The 12,305-nt window shown below is 54.8% G+C and carries 6 protein-coding genes; 1 reads left to right on the top strand and 5 read right to left on the bottom strand.

Annotated elements, in window-relative coordinates; translation table 11 throughout:
• The 5 genes from GJV78_RS19400 to GJV78_RS19380 form a co-directional block, all read right to left on the bottom strand.
• Positions 1-1,724, bottom strand: a 1,724-nt coding sequence (locus tag GJV78_RS19400; protein WP_155109858.1) for a hypothetical protein, incomplete at its 3' end; no start/stop codon positions are given.
• 1,594 nt (positions 1,725-3,318) lie between these two features.
• A complete protein-coding gene (locus tag GJV78_RS19395; RefSeq protein WP_209439271.1) occupies positions 3,319-3,816 on the bottom strand; it encodes a hypothetical protein in 498 nt (165 codons plus the stop codon).
• Between the two features lie 310 nt (positions 3,817-4,126).
• A complete protein-coding gene (locus GJV78_RS19390) occupies positions 4,127-6,364 on the bottom strand; it encodes a nitric-oxide reductase large subunit (protein ID WP_155109857.1) in 2,238 nt (745 codons plus the stop codon).
• Positions 6,365-6,744: 380 nt separating this feature from the next.
• Complete coding sequence (locus tag GJV78_RS19385) at positions 6,745-8,394, bottom strand: OFA family MFS transporter (RefSeq protein WP_155109856.1); 1,650 nt, start codon at positions 8,392-8,394, stop codon at positions 6,745-6,747.
• 450 nt (positions 8,395-8,844) lie between these two features.
• A complete protein-coding gene (locus tag GJV78_RS19380; protein WP_155109855.1) occupies positions 8,845-10,623 on the bottom strand; it encodes a sigma-54 interaction domain-containing protein in 1,779 nt (592 codons plus the stop codon).
• A 486-nt stretch (positions 10,624-11,109) separates the two neighbouring features.
• Here GJV78_RS19380 and ygeW point away from each other — a divergent pair, with 486 nt between their 5' ends.
• A complete protein-coding gene (gene ygeW / locus GJV78_RS19375; RefSeq protein WP_155109854.1) occupies positions 11,110-12,297 on the top strand; it encodes a knotted carbamoyltransferase YgeW in 1,188 nt (395 codons plus the stop codon).
• The last annotated feature ends 8 nt before the right edge of the window (positions 12,298-12,305 follow it).

Below are 12,305 nucleotides of genomic sequence, written 5' to 3'. Positions count from 1 at the left end.
CTGAAGTCGTTCACCCCGCTGACCGCGCCGGTCAGGCGGGAGGCGTTAAGCAGCGACAGAGTGACGCTGGCGTCGGCGGCGGCCTTGATATCGCCCGTCGCGATGGTTTTATCCAGATCCAGCTGGATATCGGAGCCGGAGTAGGCGGTAAGCAGCCGCCCCTTAGCCGTGACGGTGGAGTTCTGCAGCAGTATTTTACTGAAGCCGTGGCCGTAAATGGCGTTCCCCTGGCTGTTCACCAGGGTGCTGTCCCTCACGGTCAGCTTGTTGCGCAGCAGGGCGCTGCCGTCGCGCAGGTAGAAGATATCGCTGTTCAGGCCGCTGCTGTTGACGGTGACATTGGTGGCCTCCAGGGAGGCCCCTTCCCAGACGCCCATCGCGGCCGAATACTCGCCCGAGTTGGCGATCGTCATATCCTTCAGTATCGCTTTGCTCATTTGCCCGTTGCGCACCAGCACGCCGTGGGAGTCCTTGCCGGAGGTGGTGATTTCCCCGCCGGTCATTGTTACCACCGATGGCGACGCGCTGCTATTCCCGCCGGCAATATGAACCCCATACGCCTTTTCGCCGTGGGTGATCAGAACCGAATCGTCTATCTTCGCGCTGGCCCCCGCCGTGACTGAAATAGCATGGGAGGTATCGCCTTTCGTTTCGACATTGGTGCGGGTAAGCTGCGCGGTGCCGCATGTGCCGGTACAGTTAGTGGTATTTAACAGCCATATGCCCTGGCTATAAACCACAGAGGCCGCCGGGGCTTCCAGCCTGATGTCGACGTCAGTCAGATTTACGGTGGAGGCGTTGGCATATATTCCGATGGTGCCGCCGACCTCTGTATCGGTCAGGGTAAGCGTACTTCCCTGAGTAGCCTCAACGGCCCGATCCAGCATCGAGCTAATCTTCAGATCGTTACCGGTAAATTCACTGGCGATAATTTCAAGCGCTTTCCCGGCGCTCTCTATCGTCCCGTGCTGAAAATCGATGTTACTCTTTTTGGTCAGGGAGAAACCTGCGCCCCCGCGGCCATTACTATCGATATGTTTATTAAAAATATGGGTGTTATCCAGCGTCAGCGTGGAGCCAACGCTTGCCATACCGGTAAAAATGGAGGAGTGGTTAAACGTGCTGTTATTGATCTTACCGTTTGTTTCAGCAAAATACCCCTCACCGTTGGTGGTAAGGTTATCAATATCTACCGTTACGCCATCGGCGGTCACCAGCCCATAGCCATAAATCCCATTCAGGAAATTAATCGTACTATCTTTAATATTCAGGAAACCATTTTGAGCGGCGCTGACAATATTGGTGCTCATAGCGTTATTGATGTCGACGCCATACAGATTCAGCGTCCCGCCGGAGCTGCGCAGAACAGCGCTGTTAATGGTCGCTTTATTCAACGTGACTGTGGCACCATTCTCGACAAAAACCGATTTATTATCGTTAGTCTCATCAGTGGTGGTGATGGTAATGTCTCTGGCGTTAATCTCTTTCCCAGTGCCGCTGGCAAATATAACGGCATCAGCCCATTTGTTATATGCGGCATCATAGGTGCCGCCGTTGATCTCCACCTTCGAATCGTGATTATCATCAGCCACAAAGAGCGGTGCCGCCGCGGTTGTAAAGGGGTAGCTGGTAACCAGCAGAGTGCTGACAAGGCCTGCCAGATAACGTTTTTTAAACCTGACGCACTCCTCTCCGGGCCTTGTAGTTTTTTCTGACTCAGACATATAACAACTCCATTTGCTCATGTTTCAAATACAACAAATCCCTGAAAAGAACTTCATAAATTCATTTCAATGATATATACGCTAACGGCTTCAGATGGCTGAAAAGCGGTGATTAAACGTTCAATGTGCTTAATGTTCGTCAGTATTCAGGTAAATAACCCCACCTACGGTCCTGTAGTCTTAAACATGACAAATATATAAAAGCAGCGCATAACTTATTATCAAATAAATAAAGTACATTGCCTATCCCTTTCACCTAAAATCAGACGATTCTAGTTGGCAAAAGCAAATAAAAGTTATGCAGATTTAAGAAAAAGACAGGGATAGCACCAGCCGCCGCGTTGAGTCTCGTTTAAGGAGAGGCTCAAACATCCGATAAATGCGATCGGCGGCAAATACTCCATCCTGATTCGGAAAACAGGGGGTTACAAGAGAACGTTCCATCTAAGAATTCCTTCATATTCCATTTACGAAGTTAAGGCTATCAATATAACGGGTAAGCAGAATTTTCTGAACCCCTCCCTGCGTTTTAATACACCAAAATCCCAGTTTAATGATCAAGATCAATAAATCATAAAAAAATAAGGCATTCAAGGTCTATTATTAACCATTACCGGGCGTTAATTTTACTTAAACAACCAAAAACACTCAAAAAGACACATAAATGCAACAATAGTAAACAATAAGAATCTTCTGCCTTCCGGCAATCATTGAAGCTTATTCTAAATAAGGAGAATAAACGCCAGAAAGTAGCAGATCGAAAAAAAACCGGATCAAAAAGCAGCGTCGACAGCATACCGGGGTTGGCAGGAGCAGGTAAAACCATTTACCAGAGCATATATAAGATAAATTCCCCTTTACGGAACGTTTAATCAGAATCTTCCTTCCGGATAAAGAGAGATAAATTTAATAAGGGAAGAGATAAACCAACGATTTATCAAAAAAAACAATGAGATCTTATTTAAATATTTCCGTCATCTTTCTGGCAGAGTTTGCGTCAGACAAATGACGCACCGCCCCTGGCTCTTGCTGGTCACGGCGACGCTCAGGCAATTCCCGGCCGATTTATCACGCGGTATACCTCAGTGGATAAATAAGAGATATCTCTTCCCTGGAGCCACCTACGGCGGGAACATCTCATTACTGGCAAATTTGCCGCTCGCCTGCGGTGTGATTTGACCTTATGGTCTCCTTCTTTTACGGCTGTTGATAATGCTTTACGCCTTGTCACAGGGTCAGAATAAAACAGGGTAGAGGGCGCTGGAGGAGAGAAAGAGACAGGGAAAACAGAGACGCATCGATGCCCTGAACGACAAGATAAGCGTCAGCCGCGTTTGTACAGAGCGTACGCTGCCGCCAAAAAGGGCTTTGAAAAATGCTTCCCGCAGCCGGTACGTCAGTAAATAACTCCGTCCGGAAAAATTTTTGCCGCCTGAACAGCGGCGGAGTATCCATAAACAGGAAGTCTGAGCACATCGCCGGAACCGTTCCGGCATCCGGGAAACGGCCCGATGCGGTCATTCCCCGCGAGCCGGCGTAGCCGGGAAGGGATAATATGTCCCCCGCCGCTATCTCGCCGCGGGAGACAAGGTGTTTACGCCTCGGTTTTCGGCTGGGCCGGCGCTTCAGTCTGTGGCTGGGCCTGCTCCCGGGCCTCTTCCTGATTAAGCCAGTCCGTCAGAAAATGCTGGGCGTTCCCCTCAGAAGAGAGGTCTTCGCTATAGGAAATCGCGTAAGCCGTAGGCTCGCCGGGCAGGTAAACTTCACCAAAGCTGTAGCGTTCCATGACCAGCACGACATACTTTTTCCCCTCCAGCATGATGCTGTACTTACGCCGTTCGCCCTTACTTTCCACGTCCATAAGCTGAATTTTTTTATTCCACGGGTGGTCCACATCGGTAATCTGCACCAGGGCTTTTTTATCGCTCAGGGGACCATAGCGCAGCGTCCAGACCTTAATCCCTTCCGTTCCATACCAGGCTTTAACCTTCTCAGCAACCTCAGGCCTTGCCGCTGGCTGCGCCGCGGCTATCGGGGTAAAAACGCTCAACGTGGTCGCCAGCAAAATCAGCGAAATCAATTTCTTCAACATACTATCTCCTTATAAAAGTTCGCAGAGAGTATATGCCATCAGGCAGATGAAAGGTCAGAAAACAATTTGCAACGCGGGGGGTTCGAATTCGGACCGCCGCAGAATAGGGCGTGCTTTGCGGATGGCGGCGTAGCCCGGGAGGGCTGGCGTTCTCTGTATAAGGAAGAGGTCCGCTCTGCTCAGATGGACAAAGAACGGCGGCGCGGGCGTTAAGACAGGGCGCTCAACCTCCCCCGCCGCCGTTTTTCACAAGCTTACCGTGAAGAGCCACGGCTCAGACGATGCCCGACCCGCAGGCCAGGCACCGCTTTTAACGCCGTTTTACTTTAACCAGCAGACGCAGAGCGAAGACGGCCAGCAGCAGACCACCGACGCCAAAGATAATGTCGCCCGGTACGCGCAGCCAGACCAGGGTTTCCACTACGGATGAGTGCACCACCTCTGCAGAACGGGCGAACCACAGCCCTTTATCCACGCTGGCCCACGCCTGGTAAATACCCACCGGCACCAGGGTCACAAAGACCATCCACGCCAGGCCAATGTTCATCAGCCAGAAGGCCCATTTCAGCAGGCCGTCGATCCAGACGTGATCCTCCATCAGGCCGCGCAGACAGAACAGCATCAGGCCAATCCCCAGCAGCCCGTACACGCCAAACAGCGCCGCGTGGCCGTGTGCCGCCGTCAGGTTCAGGCCCTGAACATAGTAGAGGGAAATTGGCGGGTTAATGGCAAAGCCCAGCAGGCCAGCCCCGACCATGTTCCAGAAGGCGACGGAGACGAAGAAGACGATCATCCAGCGGTAGCGCTGTATCCACGGTGCTTTATTCAGCAGGCGATAGTTATGGGCGGCTTCAATACCCACGATGGACAGCGGAACCACTTCCAGCGCGGAGAAGATAGCGCCCCAGGCAATCACCGAGATCGGTGCGCCGGTAAAGTACAGGTGGTGCAGCGTGCCGAGGATACCGCCGAACAGGAAGATAATCGTGGAAAACAGCGTCGCTTTATCGGCCACGGCCGGGCGGATCAGCCCCAGGCGGCAGAAGATAAGCGCGATAACCGCGGTAGCGAACACCTCAAAGAAACCTTCCACCCACAGGTGCACCAGCCACCAGCGCCAGTATTCAATAATGGCGTAGTGCGCGCGGTAGCCCCACATCAGGGAGCTGGCGTAAAACAGGCCAATACAGACGGCGGCGAGGAACATCAGGGTGATCAGGCCACGGTTCTCGGAAGGACGAGAAATCGCCGGCCAGAGCGCGCGGCCCACCAGCAGCAGCCAGATAATCAGGCCGGCAAACAGCAGCCACTGCCACATGCGGCCCATGTTGGTGAATTCCAGACCCTGAGAACCAATATAGAAGTTCTGCTCCGCGTCGAAATACCCCATAGTGCTCATCCAGCCGAACGCCAGCGAACCCACCACCAGCACCAGCAGCGCAACAAACAGAATGTTGACGCCGGCGCGCTGGAAGCGCGGCTCATGACCGGAGATCAGCGGCGCAATATAGAGACCGGTAGCCAGCCAGGCGGTGGCGATCCACAGCACCGACAGCTGGGTATGCCAGCTGCGCAGCACCGTATACGGCAGAATGCGCGACAGCGGAATACCGAAGAAGTCCTGGCCCTCCACCGCATAGTGCGCGGTCAGCGAGCCGAGCAGGATCTGCACCAGGAATAGCGCGATAACCACGTAGAAATACTTGGTGGTCGCCCGCATGGACGGGGTCAGCCTGACGTTAAACAGCGGGTCCGTCTGGGGAGAGGTTTTAACCGTTTCCTCTTCATCGCGCATGTGATACCACACCAGCGCGCCGATGCCGGCCAGCAGCAGGATCACGCTGGCGATAGACCAGATGCCCAGGCTGGCGCTCGGGGTATTGCCCACCAGCGGCTCATGGGGCCAGTTGCTGGTGTAAGTAATGTTGTCACCCGGACGATCGGTCGTCGCGGCCCAGGCGCTCCAGAAGAAAAAGGCGCTCAGGTCGGCACGATCGGCGGCGGAAGAGAGCGTATTCTCTTTCATCGCATAGTCGACGCGCAGCTGATGGAACGCCGGCGCGTCGCTGAACAGCCCTTCATAGTGGGCGGAGAGCTGGCGAATCGCCTGCGCGCGCTGGGGCGTAATCACGATCACATTACGCTCTGCGTCCCAGGTGTTGCGGCGCATTTCCTGCTTCATCAGCTCACCGGCAACCACCTGCTGCTCGGCCGGCAGCGCGTCAAACGCTCCGTGGAATTTCTCCTGAGCGATGATGTCGCGCAGCGCCAGCGCTTCGCGGTGCAGCCAGTCAGCGGACCAGTCGGGCGCGACGTAGCTGCCGTGTCCCCATACGGAGCCAAGCTGCTGGCCGCCGGCGGCGAACCAGGCCTGCTGGCCGTCTTGAATTTGTTTTCCGGTATAGACGGTAGCGCCATCGGTAGTCACGACACGTTCAGGGATCGGTGGAGCCTGCTGGTAAATTTCACCACCAAGCCATAGAAGTACGCCAAACGAAAAGAGACAGATGACCAGCAGCGTCACCCACAGGCGTTTCGAGTAATTCATAAGAAATACTTTCCTTTTGAAACTTTACAAAGGCATCTTTCACGAGAAGTGAGAAAGCTCGTTCTTTACATTCATTTACACACAATGAAAGTGGCATAAAAAATACCACTTTTTCAAATAATTCATACAGGTTATTTCACTTAGAAATAAATTGACCAGAAAGATGATTTATGCTTCGAAAATCCGAAACCCAGGCGTGGCGCGCGATTTCAGCCCTGCCAGGGCCGAACGCGCCCCGACAGGCTGATTTGATGCATCGTGCGATCTTTATCGTTTCGTGGTTTACTGGCGAATTATTCGCCAGCCTATTGAAGTTATTACGTTCATTGCTTACGCCCGACCGGCGTTCGCGGCCGCCGCCGGGCATCGGGTTGAGACAATCACATAAAGAAATTTACCGCCTGCCCCAGCGTCGCGCCGACGCCCCACAGCAGCGGCACGCCGACGGCTATCCAGCACAGGGTCAGCAGCACCGGCGCGGGTTCTGGCTCCCACGTCAGCTGCGCCGATTTATTAATGGTGTACAACCCCTTCGCCTGCTGCTGCTGCTCGGCGGTCATAACATATTTCTCCGGAACCGGGCGCACCAGCTGGTTACAGATAAAGCCCACCACCAGCAGGCCGGTAAGCGCCAGCAGCGTGATATCGTACACCCGCTCCGGGGAGATCCCCTGCGCCAGCTGATACTCGCGCAGATAATTGACCAGCACCGGCCCGCTGATGCCCGCGGCCGACCAGGCCGTCAGAAGGCGGCCGTGGATGGCCCCCACCATTTGCGAGCCAAAGACGTCGGCAAGATAGGCCGGGATGGTGGCGAAGCCGCCGCCGTACATAGAGATAATCACGCACAGCGCGCAGACGAACAGGGCCACGTAGCCGGCGTGGTTGGTCAGCGGCAGGGTGCCGTACAGCAGGATCCCCAGCAGGAAGATCAGCGCGAAGGTCGCTTTTCTGCCGAACAGATCCGATACCGAGGCCCAGAAAAAGCGGCCCAGGATATTAAACAAGCTCAGCAGTCCGGTAAAGCCCGCGGCCATGGTGGCAATGCGCTTCAGCTGTTCACCGTTCAGCTCCTGCCAGCTGAGGTTGGTGGCGATCAGCTTGCCGGCAAAGATCTCCTGCAGCATCGGCGACGCCATGCCCAGGATACCGATCCCGGCGGTTACGTTAAGCCACAGCACCAGCCACAGCAGCCAGAACTGCGGGGTGCGCCATGCCACGCTGACGTGCACCTGGACGGCGGTGTTACCGCGGCTGACCTTCTCCGCTTTGTCCCCCGTCGGGTGCCAGCCCATCGGCGGCAGGCGGTAGCCAAAGGTGCCGCACAGCATAAACAGCGAATAGATCGCCGCCAGGGCCAGCAGGCTCTGCCAGACGCCGCTACTCTGCCCGTCGGCAAAAAAATTCATCAGCCAGTTGGCTAACGGCGCGCCGACCAGCGCCCCGCCGCCGAAGCCCATAATCGCCATCCCGGCAGCCATTCCGCGCTTATCGGGAAACCAGCGCAGCAGCGTGGAAACCGGCGAAATATAGCCCAGCCCCAGGCCAATACCGCCAATCATCCCGGCCCCCAGCCACAGCAGCCAAAGCTGATGGAAGTAGATTGCCGCGCTGGAGAGCAGCAGCCCGCCGCACCAGCACAGGGTAGCAACAAAGCTGACCAGCCGCGGCCCGACCTTCTCAAGCCAGCTTCCCCACAGCGCGGCCGAGCAGCCGAGAAAAACGAAGAACAGCGTATAGGTCCAGCCGAGGAGGGAAATTTTCCAGTCGCACTGCTGGGTCACTAACTGCTGCCAGAATGACATCCCGACGGGGCACTGTAGCGGCGCGCTTCCCCCCACCAGACGGGACATCGGCAGCCAGAATACGGAAAACCCATAGGCCATTCCGATGCATAAATGCACCGCCAGCGCGGCGGGCGGCACCAGCCAGCGGTTAAAGCCGGGTCTGGCAATGGTGCGGGACTTCGCAAAAAATTGACTCAGAGGTGATACGGGTGAGGCAGTCATATTTTCATTCATCTGTATCATGTTCTGTCCTTATTGTGTTTGTATACCGACCGCCGCGGCGGCCGAAGCCAAACTGAAAAGGCAAAAACAGTGCCACCCGCCGAAAAAATGAACAAAAATGAAGACTGAAGCGAGCAAGCACCCTGGCCCAGGCTAAGGGAATGAAAAGCGAACCGGTCAGGGCGATATCCCTTAGCGGGCGCTGGCGCTGGATCGGAGAGGCATTATCAGAACGAAGTGAACGACTGGCGGGTCTGACAACATGAGGGCGCGTTGCTGACCCGCGCCCGGGGGCTGAAACCGCGCAGCCATCGTCTTACGGCCGGCTGCGGGGAAAGCGTGGGCAAAGCGCTGCGCGCCTCTGGCGCGAACGCCTGCGCCCCCGTGCGGAAAAGGGTGCGCGGCTTAATTATCAGCGGAGGCACGCAATTATGATAGACGTCGTCTCAGAGTGATACTGCCGCCTCTGCGCTAAACGCCAACCAGCTCATACTTTTTAATTTTACGGTAAAGGGTCGCGATGCCGATGCCCAGCTTATCGGCCGCCTGCTTCTTATTGCTGTAGCGGGCCAGCGCGTCGCAGATCATCTGCTTTTCCATCTCTTCCAGCGCCGTCACCGACTCTTTTTCTTTTATTACCTCAGGCTCAGCGTGGCGGCCAGGCTCCTGCACAACGCTCTTGCTTCTGGTGACCATATTCGGCGGCAGCAGCGTCATATCAATCACCTCACCGGACGGCACCACGTTAACCAGATACTCCATCAGGTTGCTCAGCTCGCGGATATTGCCCGGCCAGCGGTAGCTTTTCAGGAAGGCGATCACCTCCGGCGATATGCCGGGGTAGACCAGGTCAAGACGCCGGGTATGCAGCTGCAGAAAGTGGTGGATAAGCAGTTCGATATCGTCCTGACGCTCGCGCAGCGGCGGCAGCCGAATGGGAATCACGTTAAGGCGGTAGTAGAGATCCTCGCGGAATTTGCCGTCGGCGATAAACTGCTCCAGGTTCTGGTTGGTTGCCGAAATGATACGGATATCGACCGGCACCGGATTGCTGGCCCCGACGGGCTGCACCTCGCGGGACTCTATCGCTCGCAGCAGCTTGGCCTGGAGGGTAAGCGGCATATCGCCAATTTCATCCAGGAACAGCGTGCCGTTGTTGGCCGCCTGAATCAGTCCGGTTTTGCCGTTTGTCGACGCCCCGGTAAACGCCCCTTTCACATAGCCGAACAGCTCGCTCTCCAGCAGCTGTTCCGGGATCGCCGCGCAGTTTATCGCGATAAAGGGCTTGGCCTGACGGTCGCTTAGCTTGTGAATCGCCCTGGCGACTACCTCTTTACCGGTGCCGCTCTCGCCGGCAATCATCACGCTTGACGGGCTGGGCGCGACGCGGCCGATCAGCTTCTTAAGCTGGCGCATCGGGCGGCATTCTCCCACCATCTGTTCAATCTGCGGCCCGTCCTGCAGCGGCATAGAGTCCGCCGAGGCGTGGGACTGGTGAAACGCCATCAGGAACAGCCACCGATCCTGAATCGCGTGCAGCTGGCCGATAACCAGCTCTTTCTTATCATCAAAGGCGATCACGTGCTGCACGTGGCCGCGAATAAAGTTCTGCGCAAAGGTGAGCGGGCGGAAATTAATGCTCTTACCGATCATCGTGCCGTGGCTGACGCCGAGGATTTTTAACGCGGCCTGATTGGCGTGCTCGACTTTCTGATCCTGGTTAATCACCAGCACGCCCTGATCCATATTACCGATTATAGTAGTAAACATTTTCTGCAGATTATCACTGCCGCCCTGATCTTCCAGAAAACGTGAAACAAATATTGAGGAGACGTGGCGGACGTAATCTGAAAATTCCTGGATATTATCATTGATACGCTCCTGCTGCTCGCAGGTGAGCGCCACCAGGCTAATAACCCCTACGCACTGCTCCTGATAAATAACCGGCGTACCCAGAAAGGCTTTTTCTTTACAGTTGTCTTTATTCAGACAACCTTTACACAGCGGATCAAAACGTGAGTGGGTAACAACTTTCTCTTTTTTTGTTTCTATTATGTAACGTAAAAGTCGCGAATCTGTACTTAATTTTCTTCCCAGAAGTTTTCCATACACGCCCGTTCCGGCAACGCGACATAAAGTGTTATCAACAATCTCGACCTCAAGCTGCAATACGCTGGAAAGCATACGAGCAAAGCGTTGAATTGTAGGCTGAATTTTCATCAGCATGGATGAAGTGCTGGAGGTAACCATAATAGACCTCTTAATATCACTAACCAAAAGAAAGCCATGAGATAGCAGCTACTTTATTACTTTGATAAGGATACTCTCCCTGAGCCTTGAGAAAACGTTGTGGCGTTTACTTTTTATCATCTTAAGAGAAATATGTAAGTGGTATCACATTTTGCTATCAATATGATAATCAGCGCAACGCTTTTATCAATTTGGCGTTTATCCGGCGCGCCGGCGTGATATTTCATCGTCTGAAAGGCCGGTTCCGTCAGCGCGTAAAGGGGGGCATATAGCCTTTATTTATCTTTTGACCGGCGACGCCCCATTATTTTGTGACCATCTTCGCATATTCTTCGTATCCTTTCTCTTTGTCTCCCGGTGGAAATGGAACTGGCACGCTTATTGTTAGTGTTATATCAGTGCTGACAGTCGTTATTTCAGCGCCACTCTTTCCGACCGTACAGCAATGTTATTAACAAGCCCGTCATTCACTACCAGGATTGAAAAATGAAAACTGTTAACGAACTGATTAAGGAAATCAACAAACTTAACTCTAACCTGCACGAGAAAGACTTCCTGCTGACGTGGGAACAGACGCCGGAAGAACTGAAACAGGTACTGGATGTCGCAGAGGCTCTTAAAACGCTGCGTTCTGAAAACATCGCCACCCGGGTCTTTAAGAGCGGCCTCGGCATTTCCGTCTTCCGCGATAACTCCACCCGCACCCGCTTCTCCTATGCCTCAGCGCTGAATCTGCTGGGCCTGGCGCAGCAGGATCTGGATGAAGGCAAATCGCAGATCGCCCACGGCGAAACCGTGCGCGAAACCGCCAACATGATCTCGTTCTGCGCCGACGCCATCGGTATCCGTGACGATATGTATCTCGGGGCCGGTAACGCCTATATGCGTGAAGTCGGCGAAGCGCTGGACGACGGCTACAAGCAGGGCGTTCTGCCGCAGCGTCCGGCGCTGGTCAACCTGCAGTGCGATATCGACCACCCCACCCAGTCGATGGCCGACCTGGCCTGGCTGCGTGAGCACTTCGGCTCTCTGGAAAACCTGAAGGGCAAAAAAATCGCCATGACCTGGGCCTACTCTCCAAGCTACGGCAAGCCGCTTTCCGTTCCGCAGGGGATTATCGGCCTGATGACCCGCTTCGGCATGGACGTTACCCTGGCGCATCCGGAAGGCTATGACCTGATCCCGGACGTTATCGAAGTAGCGAAGAAAAACGCCAGCGCCTCCGGCGGCAGCTTCCGCCAGGTAACCAGCATGGAAGAGGCCTTCAAAGATGCGGACATCGTTTATCCGAAGTCATGGGCACCGTATAAAGTGATGGAAAAACGCACCGAGCTGCTGCGCGCAAACGACCACGACGGGCTGAAGGCGTTAGAAAAAGAGTGCCTGGCACAGAACGCGAAGCACAAAGACTGGCACTGCACCGAAGAGATGATGAAGCACACCCGCAACGGCGAAGCGCTGTATATGCACTGTCTGCCGGCCGATATCACCGGCGTATCCTGCGCGGAAGGTGAAGTCACGGAAGCGGTCTTCGAAAAATACCGCATCGCCACCTACAAAGAGGCAAGCTGGAAGCCGTACATCATCGCCGCCATGATCCTCTGCCGTAAATACGCCATGCCGGGCCAGGCGCTGGCTCAACTGCTGGCCGACGCAGAAAAACGCATCAAGTAACCCTCCGG

This window comes from Intestinirhabdus alba (assembly GCF_009711095.1).
Classification (GTDB): domain Bacteria; phylum Pseudomonadota; class Gammaproteobacteria; order Enterobacterales; family Enterobacteriaceae; genus Intestinirhabdus; species Intestinirhabdus alba.
This window is presented reverse-complemented; position numbering and strand designations above follow the sequence as displayed.

What these genes read in the sequence shown, in the direction of transcription:
- GJV78_RS19395 (WP_209439271.1), bottom strand. Translation starts at nt 3,816, where the DNA reads ATGTTGAAGAAATTGATTTCGCTGATTTTGCTGGCGACCACGTTGAGC.
- GJV78_RS19390 (WP_155109857.1), bottom strand. Translation starts at nt 6,364, where the DNA reads ATGAATTACTCGAAACGCCTGTGGGTGACGCTGCTGGTCATCTGTCTC.
- GJV78_RS19385 (WP_155109856.1), bottom strand. Translation starts at nt 8,394, where the DNA reads ATGATACAGATGAATGAAAATATGACTGCCTCACCCGTATCACCTCTG.
- GJV78_RS19380 (WP_155109855.1), bottom strand. Translation starts at nt 10,623, where the DNA reads ATGGTTACCTCCAGCACTTCATCCATGCTGATGAAAATTCAGCCTACA.
- ygeW (WP_155109854.1), top strand. Translation starts at nt 11,110, where the DNA reads ATGAAAACTGTTAACGAACTGATTAAGGAAATCAACAAACTTAACTCT.